The 19,786-nt window shown below is 67.7% G+C and carries 17 protein-coding genes; 9 read left to right on the top strand and 8 right to left on the bottom strand.

What is annotated here, in order from left to right:
* Positions 1–3 precede the first annotated feature (3 nt).
* The 4 genes from HFK18_RS05105 to HFK18_RS05120 all read right to left on the bottom strand — a co-directional run bounded on the left by HFK18_RS05105 (position 4) and on the right by HFK18_RS05120 (position 3,148).
* Positions 4–1,464 carry an efflux transporter outer membrane subunit gene (locus HFK18_RS05105; RefSeq protein ID WP_180164828.1) on the bottom strand — a complete coding sequence of 487 codons (1,461 nt, stop codon included), beginning with the start codon at positions 1,462–1,464 and terminating at the stop codon, positions 4–6.
* A complete protein-coding gene (locus HFK18_RS05110; protein ID WP_180164829.1) occupies positions 1,461–2,378 on the bottom strand; it encodes an HlyD family secretion protein in 918 nt (305 codons plus the stop codon). The genes HFK18_RS05105 and HFK18_RS05110 overlap by 4 nt, the downstream gene beginning before the upstream one ends.
* The gene (locus tag HFK18_RS05115) at positions 2,375–2,584 is read right to left on the bottom strand and encodes a DUF1656 domain-containing protein (RefSeq protein WP_025875651.1); all 210 of its coding nucleotides are present in this window, start codon (positions 2,582–2,584) and stop codon (positions 2,375–2,377) included. The genes HFK18_RS05110 and HFK18_RS05115 overlap by 4 nt, the downstream gene beginning before the upstream one ends.
* A 108-nt stretch (positions 2,585–2,692) precedes the next feature.
* Positions 2,693–3,148 carry a MarR family transcriptional regulator gene (locus HFK18_RS05120; protein WP_025875653.1) on the bottom strand — a complete coding sequence of 152 codons (456 nt, stop codon included), beginning with the start codon at positions 3,146–3,148 and terminating at the stop codon, positions 2,693–2,695.
* A 594-nt stretch (positions 3,149–3,742) separates the two neighbouring features.
* Here HFK18_RS05120 and folE point away from each other — a divergent pair.
* The 4 genes from folE to HFK18_RS05140 all read left to right on the top strand — a co-directional run bounded on the left by folE (position 3,743) and on the right by HFK18_RS05140 (position 10,018).
* Positions 3,743–4,354 (top strand): GTP cyclohydrolase I FolE, encoded by a 612-nt coding sequence (folE, locus tag HFK18_RS05125; protein WP_089241981.1) that lies wholly within the window; start codon positions 3,743–3,745, stop codon positions 4,352–4,354.
* A gap of 109 nt (positions 4,355–4,463) precedes the next feature.
* Positions 4,464–5,933 carry a DUF3375 domain-containing protein gene (locus HFK18_RS05130; protein WP_180164831.1) on the top strand — a complete coding sequence of 490 codons (1,470 nt, stop codon included), beginning with the start codon at positions 4,464–4,466 and terminating at the stop codon, positions 5,931–5,933.
* A complete protein-coding gene (locus HFK18_RS05135) occupies positions 5,920–6,621 on the top strand; it encodes a DUF4194 domain-containing protein (protein ID WP_025875661.1) in 702 nt (233 codons plus the stop codon). The genes HFK18_RS05130 and HFK18_RS05135 overlap by 14 nt, the downstream gene beginning before the upstream one ends.
* A 16-nt stretch (positions 6,622–6,637) precedes the next feature.
* A complete protein-coding gene (locus HFK18_RS05140; protein ID WP_180164832.1) occupies positions 6,638–10,018 on the top strand; it encodes an ATP-binding protein in 3,381 nt (1,126 codons plus the stop codon).
* A gap of 136 nt (positions 10,019–10,154) precedes the next feature.
* Here the strand turns inward: HFK18_RS05140 and HFK18_RS05145 are convergent, their stop codons facing one another.
* A complete protein-coding gene (locus HFK18_RS05145; RefSeq protein ID WP_100554240.1) occupies positions 10,155–10,934 on the bottom strand; it encodes a TSUP family transporter in 780 nt (259 codons plus the stop codon).
* A 72-nt stretch (positions 10,935–11,006) separates the two neighbouring features.
* Here HFK18_RS05145 and HFK18_RS05150 point away from each other — a divergent pair, with 72 nt between their 5' ends.
* Positions 11,007–11,399: a YchJ family metal-binding protein gene (locus HFK18_RS05150; RefSeq protein WP_180164834.1), complete on the top strand. Its 393-nt coding sequence runs from the start codon at positions 11,007–11,009 to the stop codon at positions 11,397–11,399.
* On the opposite strand, the gene HFK18_RS05155 is transcribed toward HFK18_RS05150, so the two are convergent.
* On the bottom strand, positions 11,381–12,682 hold the full coding sequence (locus HFK18_RS05155; protein WP_180164835.1) for a GGDEF domain-containing protein: 1,302 nt from the start codon (positions 12,680–12,682) through the stop codon (positions 11,381–11,383). The genes HFK18_RS05150 and HFK18_RS05155 overlap by 19 nt on opposite strands.
* A 142-nt stretch (positions 12,683–12,824) precedes the next feature.
* Between HFK18_RS05155 and egtB the strand changes: the two genes are divergently transcribed.
* From egtB to HFK18_RS05175, 4 genes are all read left to right on the top strand, one after another.
* A complete protein-coding gene (egtB, locus tag HFK18_RS05160) occupies positions 12,825–14,096 on the top strand; it encodes an ergothioneine biosynthesis protein EgtB (protein ID WP_180164837.1) in 1,272 nt (423 codons plus the stop codon).
* On the top strand, positions 14,093–15,070 hold the full coding sequence (gene egtD / locus HFK18_RS05165) for an L-histidine N(alpha)-methyltransferase (protein WP_180164839.1): 978 nt from the start codon (positions 14,093–14,095) through the stop codon (positions 15,068–15,070). The genes egtB and egtD overlap by 4 nt, the downstream gene beginning before the upstream one ends.
* A gap of 197 nt (positions 15,071–15,267) precedes the next feature.
* Entirely contained in the window at positions 15,268–17,343 is a 2,076-nt protein-coding gene (locus HFK18_RS05170; RefSeq protein WP_257216079.1) for a lytic murein transglycosylase, read from the top strand.
* Between the two features lie 31 nt (positions 17,344–17,374).
* Positions 17,375–18,169 (top strand): DUF2628 domain-containing protein, encoded by a 795-nt coding sequence (locus tag HFK18_RS05175; RefSeq protein WP_180164840.1) that lies wholly within the window; start codon positions 17,375–17,377, stop codon positions 18,167–18,169.
* A 5-nt stretch (positions 18,170–18,174) separates the two neighbouring features.
* Here the strand turns inward: HFK18_RS05175 and HFK18_RS05180 are convergent, their stop codons facing one another.
* On the bottom strand, positions 18,175–19,362 hold the full coding sequence (locus HFK18_RS05180) for a benzoate/H(+) symporter BenE family transporter (RefSeq protein ID WP_180164842.1): 1,188 nt from the start codon (positions 19,360–19,362) through the stop codon (positions 18,175–18,177).
* A 120-nt stretch (positions 19,363–19,482) separates the two neighbouring features.
* Positions 19,483–19,786, bottom strand: a 304-nt coding sequence (locus HFK18_RS21645; RefSeq protein ID WP_218946543.1) for a hypothetical protein, incomplete at its 5' end; no start/stop codon positions are given.

Consider the following 19,786-nt stretch of genomic DNA (forward strand, 5'->3'; position numbering starts at 1 on the left):
GGCTTACTTCGCTGCGGTCGGGGTGCCGGCTGCGGCGACGGTTGCCTGCCAGCCACCACCCAGCACCAGGAACAGATGGATCTGGTCACGCGAGACCTGCGCTTCGGCCGCGGCCAGGGTGGCATCGCTGGTGGCCAGGCTGCGGTCGGCATCCAGGCTGGACAGGTACGGCGTGCGGCCGCCCTGGTACAGCCTGCGGTTCTGCTCGGCGGCCAGCGCAGCCTGCTCCTGCGCAATGCGCAGCGCCTGCAGCCGGCGTAGGTCCTGCGCATAACGATCCAGCGCGGTCTGGGTTTCGCGCAGTGCCTGCAGCACGGCATGGTCGAACTCGGCCAGCGCGGCATCGGCACCGGCTTCGGCGGCGTGGATGCGTGCATGCGTGCCCGAGGACGGCAGCGTCCACGAGATCAGCGGGCCGAGCGACCACTGCTGGGTCATCGGCTGGCCGAAGTCTTCCAGCAGGCCGGCGGCGCCGACCGAGGCGCCCAGGCGGATGTCCGGGTACAGCTCGGCAGTGGCGACACCAATCCGCGCGGTGGCCGAGGCCAGCTTGCGTTCGGCCTGGCGGATGTCGGGACGGCGCTGCAGCAGCGCGCGGCCATCACCGACCGGCAGCGGCCGGGCAAGGGTGGGTGCATGCGCGCAGTCGATCACCCCGGCCGGCAGCTGGCCCGGGGTCTGCCCGAGCAGGGCGGCCAGCGAATAGGCGGCCGCCGAACGCTGCGCCTGCAGCGGAGGCAATGCCGCTTCCAGCAGCGCGACCTGGGCATTGGCGCGGGCGAGTTCCGGCGGCGTGCCGCGGCCTGCGCTGATCAACCGCTGGGTGACCGCGCGGCTGCGCTGCTGCAGCTGCAGCGAGTGCTCGGCCACGTGCAGTTCGTGGTTGGCGTGGCAGATTTCCAGGTAGCTGTCGGCCACCTGCGCGACCACGCTGACCTGGGCCAGATCGCGTGCGGCGGCCACCGACTGTTCATCGGCGCGGGCCGCTTCGGCGCCGCGCTTGAGCTTGCCGAACAGGTCGAACTGGTAGCTGACCGCGAACTTGCCATCGGCCAGGTTGATCACCGGCAGCTCGTGCTCCTGCAGGAACGACTCGGCCGACAACTGTGCGCGGCTGACCCCGGCTTCGGCCTCGTACTCGAAGCCACCGGCATCCATCGCCTGCTCGTACACGGCAGCGGCGCGGCGCAGGTGCGCATCGGCGGCCTTCAGTTCGACGTTGTCGCGCAGCGCCTGGGTGATCAACCCATCCAGCACCGGGTCGTTGTACAGCGACCACCAGCGTGCCGGCAGCGCCTGGTTGGCGGCCACCTGCGGGTTCTGGGTGTCGATGAAGGCCGCATTGGCCTGCGGCCGCTTGAACGCCGAGCCTTCCGGCAATGCATAGTCCGGGCCGACGGTCCTGCACGCGGCCAGGCTGGCCAGCGCGACGATCAGGCCAAGGCGGGGCAGGGCGGCGTTCACAGGCCCGCCTGTGTCGGCGCAGCGCCGGCCTTCTTGTTCTGCACGCGGCGGCCGGTATCCACGGTCACCGTGGCGGTGCGCCCGGCGATCAGCTCCACGCCGGCAGGCACTTCGTCGATGGCGATGCGCACCGGAATGCGCTGCGCCAGCCGCACCCAGTCGAAGGCCGGGGTCACGTTCGGCAGCAGGGTGCTGCCGTTGCTGCGGTAGCGATCCTCGATGCCGGCGGCGATGCTCTCGACATGGCCATGCAGGGGCGTGTCCTCGCCCATCAGGCGGATGTCCACGCGCTGCCCCGGGGCCACGCCGCGCAGGCGGGTTTCCTCGAAGTAGCCATCGATGCGGAACGAACCGGTATCCAGCAGCGCCAGCACCGGCTTGCCGGCCACCACGTAGTCGCCCACGCGCATGGTGCGGTCGTTGACCCGGCCATTGGCCGGCGCACGCACTTCGGTGCGGGCCAGGTTGAGCTCGGCCAGGTCCACCGCGGCCTGTGCAGTGGCCAGTGCGGCTTGTGCGGCCTGCAGCTTGGCCCGGCGCACTTCGGCGTCCTCGGCGGCAACCAGATCCTGCAGGCTGCGGTCGCGGCCGATCTCGCGGCGCAGCTGCGCCACCGACGCCTGCCGTTCGGCCAGGCTGGCGCGGCTCTGCTCCAGCGCGATGCGGTAGCGCGCGCGGTCGATCACGAACAGCAGATCGCCCTTCTTCACAGCCTGGTTGTCGGCCACCTGCACCGTTTCGACCAGGCCGGACACATCCGGCGCCACCTGCACCACGTCGGCGCCAACGTGTGCATCGCGGGTCCACGGCTCATCCATGTAGTAGACCCACAGCTGGCGCAGCACCAGCAGGGCGACGATCACGGCTGCACAGGTGAGCAGCACCGGCACGGTTTTCTTCACGATCTTGTTCACGATTGCATCCAACGCAGGAGGTGGAACAGCAGGCCCAGCACGATCCCGTACAAGGCCAGGTTGAACAGCGCCGGGTGCCATACGTGGCGATAGGCGCCGGCACGCTGCAGCAGCGCGTGCAGGCCGCTGTTGACCAGGTAGGCCAACACCATCAACCCGAGCAGGGTCGGGACGAACACTCCGTGGAGACTGAATTCACCGGGCATCGGAAGGGGCGGGGGCGGTATGGGGAAGGGGAGGTGGAACAGAACAACGGCAACGGGCGAAAGCCGCTGGCGTATGCACGGCAGCGGCGGTGTTCACGGACAGCGGGCTTACGTGATGCGGTCGGCAGCCTCGGCCAGCAGGCGCCACGCCTTCAATACGGCGTGCAGTTCATCCATGGACAGTTCGCCGAACACGTCCTGGCGCAGGCCGATCAACTGATCTTCCAGTTCGCGCACCAACGCCTGGCCTTCCTCGGTCAGCCACAGCAGGTTGGCGCGGCGGTCGCTGGCATCGCATTCGCGGCGGACCAGTCCACTGGCGCAGAGCTTGTCCAGCAGGCGCACCAGCGACGGGCCTTCCATGCCCAGCTGCTGGGCCAGCGCGACCTGGCGGATGCCACCGCCGGAGCGGCCGATCATCAACAGCGGCATGGTGCAGGCGGTGGAGATGCCGTAGCTGCCCAACCGGCTGTCGGCCAGGCGCTGCCACTGCCGCCCTGCGTAAAGCAGGCCGGAGCTGAGCTGCATCTGCAGCACGGTGCGCTCGTCGAGGGGTCGGTCCATAAGTAATAGATAGGATACTACTAATTTCATTCCTATCAATAGGTTTTGCTGAATGGGTGGGTGTGTTGAGGAAAGCGTTGCGCCTGCTGGTTATCGGTTGGGGTGGCGGAGCGCCGGACGGGGCAGGGCACGCTGCAAGTACGTCCCTGTAAGCTCGATCGGCGCATCCATGCGCCTCACGGCCCTGCCCCGCCCGGCCCTCCACCACCCACCCATCACCCCGCGAGCGCGGAGGGTTGGCTCTTTAAAGGCAGAAGCAGTGCGGACCAAGGTCCGCACCCACCAAGGCAGCGGCGCGCGCAGTCTCCGCAGCCATGAACCCAGCTTTTGACCCCCGCTTTCGGGCGGTCCGGCCGCGCCCGCAGGAAACTGTCGGAGAGGCGGAGGGGCAGGCCGGGCAGGACCGTCCACGGCATGGATGCCGTGGCCGAGCCTACAAGGACGTACTTGCGGCGTGTCCTGCCCGGCCTGCCCCTCCACCTCTCGCTCAGCAGCCATGAGGCGCCGCAGGAGACCCCCGATGAACCGTCCCCAGAGGACGACCCACCCCCCGGTCGGGTACGATGCTCGCCCCCCGTTCGGGCGCTGTATGCAATGAGCAAGAACAACGAAAAGGCCGCCCCGCAGGGCGATGTGACCCAGGTCCAGGCCGAGGATGCCGTGCGCACCCTGCTGCGCTGGGCCGGTGAGGACCCCACCCGCGAAGGCCTGCTGGATACCCCGCGCCGCGTGGCTGAAGCCTATGGCGACTGGTTCAGCGGCTACCGCGACGACCCGCGCGCCTACATGGAACGCACCTTCGAGGAAGTGGCCGGCTACGACGAACTGATCGTCCTGCGCGACATCGAATACGAAAGCCACTGCGAGCATCACATGGCGCCGATCATCGGCCGCGTGCATGTCGGCTACCTGCCGGCCGGCAAGGTGGTGGGCATCAGCAAGCTGGCCCGCGTGGTCGAAGCCTACGCCCGCCGCTTCCAGGTGCAGGAAAAGATGACCGCGCAGATCGCCCAGTGCATCCAGGATGTGCTGCAGCCGGTCGGCGTCGGTGTCGTCGTCGAAGGCGCCCATGAGTGCATGACCACCCGCGGCATCCACAAGCGTGGCGTCAGCATGGTCACCTCGAAGATGCTGGGCAGCTTCCGCGAAGACGCCCGCACCCGCGCCGAGTTCCTGCGCTTCATCGAAGTGGGCGGCAAGCGCTGAGCGCCGTCGCCTCCCGGTGGCGGCCCCGCGTGGCCGCCGCTTTCGCCGTGCCTGCGCCGCGCCTGCGCGCGCGCGCTGGCCGCCGCGCCCTTCGGACCGATCTCGCTGCATGAAGCACCGCGAACGCATCACCCGTTACCGCCACCTGCGCGAACAGCCGCAATGGAAGCTGCTCGCCGCCGACCACGCACCGGAAATCATCGGCCTGCTGCAGGGCCTGCTGATGGACGGCGATCGCACGTTGCCTGCATCGGTCCTCAACGAGCGCCTGCAGCGCGCGCTGGACCAGCTCAACGGTGACGAGCTGTCGCGCGAGCTGCCGCGGACCGCGCAGGCCTACGTTGCCCATTGGTTGGCGCAGGGCTGGCTGGAACGCCGGCTGCCCGAAGGCGCCGACCAGGAGCAGTACGAGCTCTCGACCCAGGCGCTGCAGGCGATCCGCTTCGCCGACAGCATGGAGCAGGCCCGTGTGGCCGCCACCGAGAGCCGTCTGGCACTGGTGATCGAACAGCTGTCGCAGCTCGCTGCGCAGACCGAGGCCGATCCCGACGCACGCCTGTCCGCACTGCGCGACGAGCGCGACCGCATCGATGCCGAGATCGCCCGTGTCGGCGCCGGCCGTGTGACGGCCCTGGACGGCAAGCGTGCGCTGGAACGTACGCGGCAGATCATCGGCCTGGCCGACGAACTGACCGAAGACTTCCGCCGCGTGCGCGACGACTTCGAACAGCTCAACCGTGATTTCCGCGAACGCATCATCGATGACGAGGGCGAGCGCGGCGACGTGCTGTCCAAGCTGTTCGAAGGCGTGGACGTGATCGGCGAGAGCGACGCGGGTCGTAGTTTCCAGGCCTTCTGGCGCCTGCTCAACGACGCCGAACAGAGCGCCCAGCTCGATGCCGCGCTGGAGACCCTGCTGGCCCGCGGCTTCGCCCGTCGGCTGGACCGCAACGAGCGCAATTTCCTGCGTGGCTTCACCAGCACCATGCTCGAGCGCGGTGGCCAGGTGCATGACGTGCTGCAGAACTTCGCGCGCAGCCTGCGCGGTTTCGTGCAGAGCCGTGGCTACCTGGAACAGCGCCGCCTCAACCAGCTGCTGAAGCAGGCGCAGTCCGAAGCACTGGCGCTGCGCGATGAGTTCCCGGCGCAGCGCGCCATCGGCCGCGACCTGCAGCTGACCACCAGCCGCCTGCGTTCGTGGTCGCAGTGGAAGCTGCACGACCCGCGCAGCGCCCAGGTCGATGGCAATGTCGAATACAACGATGCGGCCAGCATCAGCCTGGAAAGCGTGGGCGACCTGGTGGCGTCGTCGGAAATCGACTTCCGCACCCTGCGCCGCGACCTGCACGACCTGCTCGACGCGCAGCCGAAACTCAGCATCGCCCAGGCCCTGTCGCAGCGCGAAGCGCCGCAGGGGTTGGGCAGTGTCATCGGTTACCTCTCGCTGGGCACGCGCTTTGGCAGCGTGATCGCCGGCGAGCAGGAGCTTGCCGAATGGCGTGGTGGCGACGGCCAGATCCGTCGCGCCCGCATCCCGCTGGTTTGGTTTACCCAGGAGAGACGCCATGAGCTGGCATGAAGACCCCATCGACGCACCGCATGCCGACCTGGCCGAAGACGCTTACCAGGCCGAGCCGGTGGCGACCGTGGCCCAGCCGCGGCGCGGCAACGACGTCTACTACATGGGCGATACCGGCCGCCTGCCGCTGGATGCGCGCCGCGCGCTGTGCCAGCTGCTGATCGGCCCCAGCATCGACCAGCTGCGCCACGCCAAGCTGTGGCCGGCACTGATCCGCAGCGAAGCCGGCATCCGTTCGGCGCTGTCGGACCTGTTCCTGGAACTGGTGCTCGACCGCGACAGTGGCGTGGCGTTCACCCGCCAGGCCGACACCGAGGACGTCGATGCGCCGGTACTGCTGCGCACCTCGCCGTTGACCTTCATTGATTCGGTGCTGTTGCTGTACCTGCGCCAGCAGCTGGGCGAAGCCGATGCACGCGGCAACCGCGCCGTGGTCGCCGACGCCGAAATGGCCGAAGCGCTGGCCATCTACGAGAAGAACCTGTCCACCGACCGCGCCGGCTTCAATCGGCGCGTCGCCTCGGCGGTGCAGAAGATGAAGGACAACCACATCCTGACCCGCCTCGGCGGCCAGGAAGACCGCCACGAAGTCTCGCCGGCGTTGAAGCTGCTGTTCTCCGCCGAAGACGTATCCCAGCTTTCGGCGGTCTACCGCCAGCTGCGCGAAACCCCGGCCGCTGAAGCCTGAGAGACCCGAGCACCGCATGGCCATTTCCAAGCACACTCCCGCCCTGTTCAACGACGGCATGCCCGACCCGCGTCTGCAGCAGTTCCGCATGCGCCGCCTGCAGGTGCACAACTGGGGCACCTTCAACGGCCTGACCGAAGTGCCGATCGCCGAGCGCGGCTTCCTGTTCGTCGGCCGCTCCGGCTCGGGCAAGTCGACCCTGCTCGATGCCATGTCCGCACTGCTGACGCCGCCGGCCATCGTCGACTTCAACGCCGCTGCGCGTGAAGCCGAACGCAGCGGCCGCGACCGCAACCTGGTGTCCTACGTGCGCGGCGCGTGGGCCGACCAGCAGGACAGTGGCACCGGTGAAATCGCCACCCAGTACCTGCGCAAGGGCGCCACCTGGACCGCGCTGGTGCTGGAGTACCGCGCTGGTGATGGCCGCGTGGTCAGCCTGGTGCGCCTGCTTTGGATCGCCGGCAGCAGCACCTCCGCAGGTGACGTGCGCAAGCACTACATGATCGCCGAGCGCCCGTTCGACATCGCCAAGGACCTCGGCGGTTTCGACCTGGACCTGCGCAAGCTCAAGCAGAAGCTGGCCGACGTCCATCACTTCGATACGTTCTCCGGCTACGCCGAACGCTTCCGTCATCTGCTCGGCATCGACAACGAGATGGCGCTGCGGCTGCTGCACAAGACGCAGTCCGCGAAGAACCTCGGAGACCTGAACGTCTTCCTGCGCGACTTCATGCTCGACACGCCGAAGACCTTCGACGCTGCCGAACGACTGGTCAGCGATTTCGCCGAACTCGATGGCGCGCACCAGGCCGTGGTCACGGCTCGGCGTCAGGTCGAAACCCTGCAGCCGGCGCGCGAACATTACCGCGACCTGCAGGCGATGAGCCGCCGTCGCGGCGACGACGAAGCGCTCAAGCTCGGTATCGACAGCTTCCGTGAAAGCCGCCGCCAGTTGTTGATCGAAGCGCGCCTGCGCGAGATGGACACGCGCGATCGTGGCCTGCTGGGTGAAGAAGCGCAGCGCCGTGCGGCGCTGGACAACCACACCGAACGCCTGGCTGAGCTGGAACTGCAGCGCCGCCAGCAGGGTGGTGAGCGCATCGAGGAACTGGAACGCGAGCAGGGCCGCGCCGAAGCCGAACGCGACCGCCGCTTGGCCAAGCAGGCGCAGGCACACGACGCCGCACAGAAACTGCAGGCCGCGTTGCCCGACGACGCGCATGGCTTCGCCGAACTGGTCGAGCAGGCGCAGTCCGAACTGGAAGACCGTCAGCGTGCTTCGAGCGCCCTGGACGACGCCATCAGCGAACGGCTGGGCGGCAAGCGCGACGACGAGCGACGCTTCTCCGACGTGCGTGGCGAACTGGAGGCGATGCAGCGCACGCCCTCAAGTATTCCGGCGCCGATGCAGAAGCTGCGCGCGCGCCTGGCCGAAGAAACCGGTATCTCCGAAGCGGCCTTGCCGTTCGTCGGCGAACTGATCCAGGTCCGCTCGGAAGAGCAGAGCTGGCAGGGCGCGATCGAGCGTGTGCTCGGTGGCTTCGCGCAATCGCTGCTGGTCGACGACAAGCACTACAACGAAGTGGCCGAATGGGTGAACCGCACCCACCTGGGCATGCGGTTCACCTACTACCGCGTGCGTCGCAATGACGACGCGTTCGCCCGCGAACCGTCCGCGAAATCGCTGCTGCACAAGCTGGAACTGCGCGACCACGTGTTCGAAAGCTGGCTGCGCCGCGAGCTGGGCAAGCGCTTCGACTACGAATGCGTGGACGCCAAGCAGCTGCGCAACGTCGACCGCGGCATCACCCGCGAGGGCCAGGTCAAGCATCCGGGCGACCGCTTCGAGAAGGACGATCGCAGTGCGGTGAATGATCGCCGCCGCTGGCTGCTGGGTTTCAGCAACCGCGACAAGCTCGCTGTCTTCGAGAAGGAAGCCCAGGAGCTGGCCGCCCGTATCGCCAGCTGCGATACCGACATCGCGCGCCTGCGCAGCCAGCGTGACCGCGACAACGAACGTCGCCTGGCCTGTCACCAGCTGGTCGGCATCAGCTGGAATGAAATCGACGTCGCCGCGCCGCAGCAGCGCCTGGCCGACATCGAGGCCAGCCTGCACGCCCTGCGCGAAGGCAACGCCGATCTGGCCAGGATCGCCCAGCAGATCGACGCCACCCGTGCCGATATCGAGCAGGCCCGCCGCACTTACGAAGACACCCGCGTCGAGCGCGGCCAGCTGGTGCGCGAACGCGACCGCCTGGACCGGGCCCGCCAGCAGAGCCGTGCACTGGTATTGCCGGCACTGGCCGAAGACCAGGAAGCCGGCCTGGCCGAGCGCCTGCAGGAGCAGGGCCCGCTCAGCCTGGAAACGCTGGAAGCGCACATGCGCCAGGTCAGCAATGCGCTGAACGAACAGCTGTCGTCTTCGCAGCAGGACGTCAACCGCGTCGAGAACCTGCTGCTGGGCTGCTTCCGTCGCTTCATCCAGCAGTGGCCGGAAGAATCGGGCGACTTCACCGTGTCGGTGGCCTCGGCCGAGGATTTCCTCGCCCGCCTCGAACGTCTTGAACGCGATGGCCTGCCGCAGCACGAAGAACGCTTCTTCGACCTGCTGCAGAACCAGAGCAAGAACAACCTGCTGGCGCTGCAGCGGCACAGTGCCGAGGCCCGCAAGTCGATCGGCCAGCGCCTGGACGAAGTCAACGCCAGCCTCGAGCAGGTGCCCTTCAACCGCGGCACCCTGCTGACCATCGAGCTGAACGACCGGCGCCTGCCGGAAGTGCAGGAGTTCCACCTGCAGCTGCGCGAGGTGTTGTCGCAGCAGCAGACCGAACAGCGCGACGTTGCCGAAACGCAGTTCACCGTCCTGCGCCAGCTGGTCAACCGGCTGGGCTCGCAGGAAGGTGAAGACAAGCGTTGGCGCGAGATTGTGCTCGACGTGCGCCTGCACGTGGAGTTCATCGGCGTGGAACTGGACGTGGAAACGCGCCAGCAGGTCGAGATCTACCGCAGTGGCGCCGGCAAGTCCGGTGGCCAGCGGCAGAAGCTGGCCACCACCTGCCTGGCGGCGGCGCTGCGCTACCAGCTCGGCGGTGCCGACAGCCAGCTGCCCAGCTATGCCGCAGTCGTGCTCGACGAAGCCTTCGACAAGGCCGACAACGAGTTCACCGCGCTGGCGATGAACATCTTCGACAACTTCGGTTTCCAGATGGTGGTTGCCACCCCGCTGAAATCGGTGATGACGCTGGAGCCGTTCATCGGTGGCGCCTGCTTCGTCGAGATCAGCGGCCGCCACGATTCGGGCGTCCTGCTCATCGAGTACGACGAAGAAGGCAAGCGCCTGAAGCTGCCGGAACGCAGCCGCCAGCAGGCCGACGAACCGGAAGAAGCCGAAGCCTGATCGCCTCAGCCGGCATCCTGGTAGTGCCGGCCGCTGGCCGGCAATCCCCTGTAGAGCCGAGCCATGCTCGGCTGCTCTTCGCGACCGGAAACAGCGTGCCAACCAAGGTTGGCACCTACCACGTCATGACGCTCATTCACGAACTACGGAACGTATCCCACGCCATCCGCGCGATCAGCACCACCACCAGGCCCACGAACAGCTTGCGGATGAACGGCGTGCCGCCCTTCAGCGCCAACCGCGTGCCCACCACCGAACCGATGATGTTGGCCGCCGCCATCGGCAGCGCGAACAGCCACAGGATGTTGCCGGTCGGCACGAAGAACGAGATCGCCGCCACGTTGGTCGCCAGGTTCACCACCTTCGACGCTGCCGACGCACGCAGGAAGTCCAGTCCGAAGAAGCGCACGAACAGGAAGATCAGGAAGCTGCCGGTGCCGGGCCCGAAGAAGCCATCGTAGAAACCGATTGCCGCACCGATCGCCAGCGCGATCATCAACTCGTTGCGGCCGATCTCGCGGGGCCGGTGCAGTGCGCCGAAGTCTTTCTTCCACAACGTGTAGGCCAGCATCGCCACCAGCAGCACCAGCACCAGTGGCCGCACCGCATCCTTGGGCAACAGGCTGACCGCCGTAGCGCCAAGGAAGGAGAACACGAAGGCCGTACCCGCAGCGAACAGCACCGGCTTCCACGGGAAGCGCACGTTGCGTGCATAGCGCCATGCCGCCGCGCCGGTGCCGAACATCGAGCTGAACTTGTTGGTGCCGAACAGCATCGCCGGCGTCTGCTGCGGCAGCACCGTGAACAGGCCCGGCAGCTGCACCAGTCCGCCGCCACCCACGGCCGCATCGACCAGGCCGGCGATGAAGGCGATCGCCACCAGCCACCACAACTCGGGAGGAATCATTTCCAGCACGGCGATCGATCGAAGTGAGGGCGCGACAGCATACGCCTGTCACATTGCCCCCGCCCACGCGACAATACCCGCATGAGCCGAACCGCCCCCGATCCCTGTCCCTGTGGCCTGGCCGCCGACTACGCCGCCTGCTGCGGTCGCTTCCATGCCGGCGACGCCGCGCCCGATGCCGAGCGTCTGATGCGCTCGCGTTACAGCGCCTATGTGCGCCATCTGCCGGACTACCTGCGTGCCACCTGGCATCCGGATACCCGTCCCGCAGAACTGTCGCTCGATGATGCCCCCGGCCAGCGCACCCAGTGGCTGGGCCTGACCGTGCAGGATCACCAGGTGACCGGCACCGACAGCGCCGAGGTCCGCTTCACCGCCCGCTACCGTGTCGGCGGCGGCAGCGCAGTGAAAATGACCGAGCACAGCCGCTTCCTGCGGGTCGAGGGTCGCTGGTACTACCTCGACGCCGTCTGAGCGTGGCTGCCGCGCACGGCCAGCACGCGCTGGCCGCCATGCGCGCACACGCGGTTGCGGCCTTCCTGCTTGGCCGCATACAGCGCCTGGTCGGCCGCTTTGACCACCCCGGCAGGGCGCGGATCGACCCGGCTGTCGGCCAGGCCGATGCTGACGGTCACCTGCACCACCGCACCGCCACCGCCGCGCCCGCGCTGCTGCTGGCCGAGCGTATCGTCACGGCTGCGGGTGCTGCGGTCGCGCAGCTGCATCCGGCTCTGCTCGATGCCCTGCCGCAGCGCCTCCACCGCATCCACGCAGGCCGATGCCGGGCGATCGAGGAAAACCACCGCGAATTCCTCGCCGCCATATCGGAACGCGCGGCCGCCGTCGCCCACCCGCGACAACCGTGACGCCACCAGTTTCAGCACGTCATCGCCGGTGTCGTGGCCGTGGGTGTCGTTGAACTTCTTGAAATGATCCACGTCGATCATCGCGATGCTGTAGGTGCCGGTGGCACGCTTGAGCGTCTCGTTGAACGCACGGCGCCCGGGCAGGCCGGTCAGCTCGTCGCCGAATGCCATGTGGAAAGACTCCTGCAGGGTCGCGGCCAGCATCAGCAGCAGCGCCGCCACGCTCAACGCCGGCAGCAGCACCGGCTGCAGGAAGATCCGCGGCAGCATCCACCACAGGCACAGCAGGGCCAGCAGCATCGCCGTATGCAGCGGCCGCGGCTGGCGCCACGCCTGCCATCCCAGCGCAGCGGTGGCCAGCAGGAACAGCATGGCAGGCAGCTGCGCCAACGCGTTCCAGTCGCTCGGTATCCAGGGGAAGTGCCGGTTCGACAGCAGGTCGTGCATGCCTTGTGGCTGCTGTGCGGCCAAAAGGATGAACACCGCCACGGCAACACCGCTGATCGTGGCCCTCAACAGCAGGTCCTGGCGGCGGCGCCCGCGTTCGGGCCACAACGCATGGATGGCGAACAACAACGGCAGCCAGGTCGAGATCGCATGGAAGCGCAGTGGGGTCAGCGCCGCTACCCGCCCATCGCGCAGGTAGTGCCCCAGATCCTGGTGCAGCACCGCGAAGGCCAGCGCCACCAACAGCAACAGGCACAACGTGCGCACCTGGTTGTACATCAGCGCCAGTCCTGCACCCAGGCAGGCCAGCAACCACGGCAGGATGCGCTGCCCGGCGCGGCCGACATCATCGCTTTCCAGGCTCACCCACAGCACCAGTGCGACCAGTACGGCGGGCAGCACGAACAGATAGTGCACGGGCTGTCGGAGCGGATGATGGGCCACACGGAATTCCAGCGCGGTCACGACGCGGCCGCAGCACTGCCGTTAGCGGCGCAGCAGTTCCCTTCTTGAATGGCGCCTGATGTGAACACCATGGCACCGGGCCATGACATCGCGCTCACCGGCCGCGGTCGAAGCTGGTTGCATGGACAGCGTACCCGCCGCCGTCGCTGCCCCGCAGCATGACCTCGCCCGCCACTTTACCCATGTGCGGGGGCGCAGCGTGCAGCTGGCCGCACCGCTCAGCCCCGAAGACGCCCTGCTGCAGAGCATGGCCGATGCCAGCCCGGCCAAATGGCACCTGGCCCATACCACCTGGTTCTTCGAACGCTTCGTCCTCGCCAGTCGGCCCGGCTACACACCCTGGGATCCGGCCTGGGACTATCTGTTCAACAGCTACTACAAGAGTCTCGGCCCCGCCCACGCACGGCCACAGCGCGGTCTGCTGTCGCGGCCCTCGCTGCAGCAGGTCCACGCTTACCGCCGGCACGTGGATGAACAGGTGCTGGCACAACTGCGCGACGGCGACCTGGGCAGCGACGCCCTGCAGCACCTGCAGCTGGGGCTGCACCACGAACAGCAGCACCAGGAGCTGCTGCTCACCGACATCAAGCACGCCTTCTGGTGCAATCCGCTGCAGCCGCCGTATCGTGATGACCTGCCCATCGCCGTCAGCGCTCCCAGCGCGCAGGGCTGGGTCGAACAAGGCGAACGCATCGTCAGTATCGGTGCATCCGCCTGGCCGCAGCACGCAGCATTCGCTTATGACAATGAGTCACCCGTGCATCGCGTGCTGCTGCCCGCGCATGCACTCGCCGAACGTCCGCTCAGCAACGCCGAATACCGCGCCTTCATCGACGCGGGTGGCTACCGCGATCCACGTTGGTGGCTGAGCGAGGGGTGGGCGCTGCGTGAGGCCGAACAGTGGCAGCATCCGCTGTACTGGGATGACGACCTGCTGCGCGAGTTCACCCTGGGAGGCTGGCGCCAGCTCGATCCGCACGCACCGGTCTGTCATCTCAGCTACTACGAAGCCGATGCCTGCGCGCGTTGGGCCGGTGCCCGCCTGCCCACCGAATTCGAATGGGAAGCGGCTGCCGCCACGCAGCCGGTCGAAGGCCACTTCGCCGATGACGACCAGCTGCATCCGCATGCAGGGCAGGGCAGGGGCATCCGCCAGCTGTTCGGCGATGTCTGGGAATGGACCAGCAGCGCCTATGGTGCTTATCCCGGCTTCCGTCCGTTCGCCGGCAACCTCGGCGAATACAACGGCAAATTCATGTGCGGCCAATGGGTGCTGCGCGGTGGCAGCTGTGCCACCCCGCGCGGCCATGTGCGGGCCAGCTACCGCAACTTCTTCATGCCACCGGCGCGTTGGCAGTTCTCAGGCATGCGCCTGGCAAGGGATCTTTCATGAGTACCGTCCAGGATGCGCTGCAGGCGCTGACCGACCTTACCCCCGGCCGCCAGCAGATCCTTGCCGACGCCGTGGCGGGGTTGTCGCACGCCTCACGCCAGTTGCCTTCCAAGTACTTCTACGACGCGCGCGGCTCGCGCTTGTTCGAGCAGATCACCCACACCCGCGAGTACTACCCCACACGCACCGAGCTGGCCCTGCTGGATCGGGTACTGCCGCAGATCGCGCAGGCGGTGGGGCCGCGCGTACATGTGGTGGAACTGGGTAGTGGCAGCGGCCGCAAGACCGCCCGCCTGCTGGCCGCTCTGCAGGATCCGGTGGCCTATACCCCCATCGAGATCTCGCGCGCGGCGCTGTTGTCCAGCATCGACCACCTGGCACCGGCGCTGCCGGACGTGGAAATGCTGCCGGTGTGTGCCGACTTCACCCGGCCGGTGCAGGTTCCCGTGCCGGACCGGCCTGCCGCGCGCCGGCTGCTGTTCTTCCCGGGCTCCACGCTGGGCAACTTCGCTGATGAGGACGCGATCGCGCTGCTGCGCGCAATGCGGCAGACGATGGGCAAGGACGGCCTGGCGCTGGTCGGTATCGACCTGCACAAGGACCCGGCACTGATCGAAGCCGCCTACAACGATGCCGACGGCATCACCGCCGCCTTCACCCTGAACCTGCTGGCGCGCCTCAACCGCGAGGTTGGCAGCGATTTCGATCTTGAAGGCTTCCGTCATCAGGCCCGTTACAGCACTGCGCGCCTGCGCATCGAAACCGACCTGGTCAGCCAGCGCGAGCAGGACGTCCATCTCGACGGCCGCACCTTCCACTTCAGCGCGGGCGAACCGATCCGCGTGGAGTACAGCCACAAGTACACCGACGCCAGCTTCGGCCATCTGCTGCAGCAGGCAGGGCTGGAGGTGGTGGCGCACTGGAACGCTGACCATCCTGCGTACGGCCTGCGCCTGCTGCGCCCCGCACCGTAGCCACCGGTAGTGCCGGCCGCTGGCCGGCAGCAACGACCAACCTGGCCGCCCCTCCGCGTTACCATGGCTCCAGCACCGGCAACACGGAGTACGCCATGCCCATTCTGACCACGCTCGGCCTCGCCGCCGCGCTTGCCGTGCCAGCGGCGGCCCCGCCGACAGCCGCGGCAACCGCTGATCTCGCGTTCGCCCGCTGCATGGCGGGCCTGCAGACGACTGCCGCCACCCAGGGCATTGCCGCTGACCGTTTCACGGCCATCACCGCCGGACTGCAGCCCGATCCCACCGTGCTGCCGCTGCTCGACGCGCAGCCGGAGTTCACCACACCGATCTGGGACTACCTGGCCGCGCTGGTCGATCGCCAGCGCGTGGACGACGGCCGCGCCATGCTGCAGCAGCACCGCGATCTACTTCAGCGCGTATCGGCGCAGTACGGCGTCGATCCAGTCACCATCGTCGCCGTATGGGGTGTGGAGAGCGACTACGGGCGCGTGTTCGGCAAGCGTCCGCTGCTGCAGTCGCTGGCCACGCTGTCCTGTGCCGGCCGACGGCAACCTTTCTTCCGCGGCGAACTGCTGGCGCTGGTCAAGCTCATCGACAAGGGTGACCTGCAGGCGCAGGGTCTGACCGGTTCCTGGGCCGGCGCCTTCGGCCACACCCAGTTCATGCCCAGCACCTACGCACGCATTGCCGTTGATGGTGATGGCGATGGCCGCCGCGATCTGGTCGGCAGCATTCCCGATGCATTGGCTTCCACCGCCAACTATCTGAAGCGTGCCGGCTGGCGAACCGGCGAACCCTGGGGCATGGAAGTCCGCGTCCCCACCGGCTTCAACGCCAGCCAGGCCGGCCGCACCCAGCGCCGCGCACTGGCCGACTGGCGCGCATTGGGCGTGACCGGCCTGGACGGCAGCGCGCTGGCGCCGGCCGGCCTGCCCGCCGATGCACGCGCCGCGCTGCTGCTGCCGGCCGGCAACAAGGGCCCGGCGCTGCTGGTGTTCCGCAACTACGACGCGATCTACAGCTACAACGCGGCCGAGAGCTATGCCTTGGCCATCGCCACCCTGGCCGATCGCCTGCGCGGCGGCAACGGCCTGATCACCGCCTGGCCCACCGATGATCCCGGTCTTGGCCGCGACGAGCGCCGCCAGCTGCAGACCCTGCTGCTGGCGCGCGGCCATGACATCGGCGCCGCCGATGGCATGATCGGTACCGCCAGCCGTCGCGCCATCCAGGTCGAGCAGCGCCGGCTCGGTTGGGCCGACGCCGATGGTCGCGCTGGCCAGCGCATTCTGCGCGCGCTGCAGAGCGGACCGCAGGCGAAGGTTCCGGCCACACCCACCCGCTTCAGCCTTCCCACCAACTACAGTGCCGTGCAGTCGCCGGCCATCCGGAGTCGATCCAGCGTGCAACAGATAAAGGGCGTCAGCAGCGGCCAGTTCCAGGGACTCGATGCCTGGCTGGTGGAAACCCCGCAGGCTACCGCCGCCATCAGTGTGTTTGGCGGCCAACTGCTCTCGTTCGTGCCCAAGGGCCAACCCGATGTGATGTGGCTCTCGCCCAAGCGTGCGGCACTGCCCACGCCCATCCGTGGCGGCAGCCCGGTGTGCTGGCCGTACTTCGGCCGCCAGGGGCAGGGCGATGACGTGCCGGCCCATGGCTTCGTGCGCACCTTGCCCTGGGAACTGCAGCAGGCGCGCCGTCTCGACGATGGCAGCATCGAACTGACCCTCGCCCCACCCGCGTTGGACAACCTCGGCCTGCGCCTGACCATGACCGTCCGTATCGGCCGTGAACTGCGCCAGCAGCTGGTTACCGAGAACACCGGCAAGGCCCCGGCCGCCATCACCCAGGCGCTGCACAACTACTTCCGTGTCGGTGACGCCAGCAAGGTCGACGTCGACGGCGTCGATGGCCTGGACTACCTCGACAAGTTCGAGAACTACGCCCAGTCACGCCGCCAGCAGGGCCCCTGGTCGCTGCGTGATCCGCGTGATCCGGGCCGCAGCGACCGCATCTACACCCAGGCCGGCGGGCACTATGTGCTGCGCGACCCGGTGCTCAAGCGCCGCATCGACATCCGCACCGAAGGCAGCCGCTCGCTGGTGGCATGGAACCCTGGCGCCGACGCTGCCGCGAAGATGGCCGATGTCGGTGACGGTTGGCGCGACTACGTCTGCCTGGAAGCCGCCAACGCCGGGCAGGATGTGATCACCATCGCCCCCGGCGATCGCCACACGCTGGTGCAGACGCTGTCCAGCGCATCCCTGTAAACCGCGCAACACCCACACAGGAAGATCTTCAATGCAGGAAGCACAGTGGTACTACGCCCGCCACGGCAAGAGTGAAGGCCCAGTGGACCTGGCTGGCCTGCAGAGGCTGCAGCAGGACGGCGTCATCACCGGCCACACTCTGCTCTGGTGCGAGGGCATGGCTGGCTGGCAGCCGCTGCAGTCGCTGCAGTCGCTGCAGTCGACTGCAGCGCCAGCGTCGGGTGCCGACGGCGTCGCCGACGGCCCGGCAGCACCGCCTGCCAGTGAGACCGCCGTCGCCACAGCGTCCAGCCATGACCCATACCGCGCACCGACCGCAGCGGCAACGCCCGATGTCATTCCACTGGGCGCCGGACTGACCGGCCAGTTGGGTCTGTATGCAGCCATTGTCGGCGGCAACTTCCCGATCTATCGCAAGCGTTGGCGCCTGGACCAGGGCACCGCGAACGCGGCGGGCACCTGGCACTGGCCGGGGTTCCTGTTTGGCGTGATCTGGATGATGTACCGGAAGATGTACCGCATGGCCGCCATCTGGGTCGGCGTGCTGGTGGCATCCAGCGCGATCGAGGCCTTCATCGAAGTGCCGGATGCCCTGTCGCTGGTGATCAACCTGGGCCTGAGCGTTACCGTGGGTGTCTTTGCCAACAGCTGGTACCTGCAGCATTGCCAGCGGGAGATCGCACGCGCCCAGTCGCTCAGTACGGACAACGAGGCTGCGGTGCGCAGCACGCTGGCAGCACGTGGCGATACCAGCGTGATTGGTGCTGTGATCGCCATCGCCGTGTCCGTCACCCTGGGCATCGTCGGGGCCGTGTTGACCGGCTGATCCCTTCAGCTGGCCTGCCGCGGCCGCAGCACCCACAGGCAGAGCGTCCCGGCGACCAGGCCCCAGAACGCAGAACCGATACCGACCAGTGTCATCCCCGAGGCGGTCACCAGGAAGGTGACCAGCGCGGCCTCGCGGTCGCGCTCCACCGCCAATGCACTGGCCAGGCTGTTGCCGATGGTGCCGAACAGGGCGATACCGGCCACGCAGGCCACCAGTTCCTTGGGGAAGGCAGCGAACAGGGCCGCTACGGTGGCCCCGAACAGGCCGATGACGATATAGAAGGCGCCGGCCGCCATCGCCGCCGTGTAGCGCCGTGCCGGATCCTCGTGGGCATCACGGCCCATGCAGATCGCCGCAGTGATGGCCGCCAGGTTCAGTGCATAGGCGCCGAAGGGTGCCAGCAGCGTGTTGACCACGCCGATCCAGCCGATCACCGGCGACACCGGTGCGTCGTAGCCGGAGGCGCGCATCACCGCCACACCGGGGATGTTCTGCGAGGCCATGGTGACCACGAACAGGGGCAGGGCGATACCGACCATCGCCGTCCACGACAGCGAAGGAGTGACCCATTGCGGTACGGCCAGCTGCAGGTGCACCTGTTGTGCATGCAGCAGACCCTGGCTGGCGGCGATGGCGATGCCGACCAGCAGGGTGGCGATCACCGCATAACGAGGGAACAGGCGGCGGCCCAGCAGCCAGGTAGCGAACATGGCCAACGCCAGTACGCGCTGGGTGTTCATTGCCACGAATACCTCCAGGCCGAAGCGCAGCAGCACACCGGCCAGCATGCCCGCGGCCAAGGCCATGGGCACGCGCTTCATCAACCGGGCGAACACCCCGGAGAAGCCAGCGAGCATGCCCAGCACCGCCGCCAGCAGGAACGCACCGGTAGCTTCAGACAGAGACGCGCCACCGGCACCGACGACCAGCATCGCCGCACCCGGCGTCGACCATGCGGTGACCACCGGGACGCGGTAGCGCAGTGACAGGCCGATGCAGGTCACGCCCATGCCCAGCCCAAGGGCCCACATCCATGAGGCGATGTGCGCCTGGTCGGCACCCACGGCCTGCGCCGCCTGGAACACGATCACCGCCGAACTGGCGAAGCCGACCAGCACGGTGATGAAGCCGGCGACGATCGCCGGCATCGAAAGATCCCGCCACCATCCCTGTCGTACCGTCGTGTCCATCGTCTTCCTTCCTGTAAGCATCCGACTATAGATAGCGCCTGCGGCGCTGACCGCGCAACGCGCGGGCAACGCCGCAGTGATCGTTGCACGCCCGTTGTGCATGCAGCAGCCGATGCGTTGTCATGCTCCTGAAAAAAATGTGTTGACGAATTCTGCAGGATCTCTAGAATTCGCTCCCTTGCTGCAGCACGGCGACTTCTTCGGAAGCCACCAACGCGAACAGCGACGCCACCACCGCCGGACGAGATGATCGAACGAAGGTGTTGACGGACTCGAAAAGTCCGGCATAATAGGCGGCTCGCAACGACGAAAGGCCTTCGGGTCCAACGACGAAGCAGCATCGGCAACAACGTCCACCTTGGTGTGACGGCCTTGAAAAAAGGTGTTGACGAAGCGGAAAAGCCGGCTATAATGGGCGGCTCGC

Source organism: Stenotrophomonas sp. SbOxS2 (assembly GCF_013416715.1).
Taxonomy (GTDB): Bacteria; Pseudomonadota; Gammaproteobacteria; order Xanthomonadales; family Xanthomonadaceae; genus Stenotrophomonas; species Stenotrophomonas lactitubi.

Excerpts from the sequence above, each read along its gene's own strand:
- HFK18_RS05115 (WP_025875651.1), bottom strand. The coding sequence starts at position 2,584 with ATGCCCGGTGAATTCAGTCTCCACGGAGTGTTCGTCCCGACCCTGCTC.
- HFK18_RS05120 (WP_025875653.1), bottom strand. The coding sequence starts at position 3,148 with ATGGACCGACCCCTCGACGAGCGCACCGTGCTGCAGATGCAGCTCAGC.
- folE (WP_089241981.1), top strand. The coding sequence starts at position 3,743 with ATGAGCAAGAACAACGAAAAGGCCGCCCCGCAGGGCGATGTGACCCAG.
- HFK18_RS05130 (WP_180164831.1), top strand. The coding sequence starts at position 4,464 with ATGAAGCACCGCGAACGCATCACCCGTTACCGCCACCTGCGCGAACAG.
- HFK18_RS05135 (WP_025875661.1), top strand. The coding sequence starts at position 5,920 with ATGAGCTGGCATGAAGACCCCATCGACGCACCGCATGCCGACCTGGCC.
- HFK18_RS05140 (WP_180164832.1), top strand. The coding sequence starts at position 6,638 with ATGGCCATTTCCAAGCACACTCCCGCCCTGTTCAACGACGGCATGCCC.
- HFK18_RS05150 (WP_180164834.1), top strand. The coding sequence starts at position 11,007 with ATGAGCCGAACCGCCCCCGATCCCTGTCCCTGTGGCCTGGCCGCCGAC.
- egtB (WP_180164837.1), top strand. The coding sequence starts at position 12,825 with ATGGACAGCGTACCCGCCGCCGTCGCTGCCCCGCAGCATGACCTCGCC.
- egtD (WP_180164839.1), top strand. The coding sequence starts at position 14,093 with ATGAGTACCGTCCAGGATGCGCTGCAGGCGCTGACCGACCTTACCCCC.
- HFK18_RS05170 (WP_257216079.1), top strand. The coding sequence starts at position 15,268 with ATGGCGGGCCTGCAGACGACTGCCGCCACCCAGGGCATTGCCGCTGAC.
- HFK18_RS05175 (WP_180164840.1), top strand. The coding sequence starts at position 17,375 with ATGCAGGAAGCACAGTGGTACTACGCCCGCCACGGCAAGAGTGAAGGC.
- HFK18_RS05180 (WP_180164842.1), bottom strand. The coding sequence starts at position 19,362 with ATGGACACGACGGTACGACAGGGATGGTGGCGGGATCTTTCGATGCCG.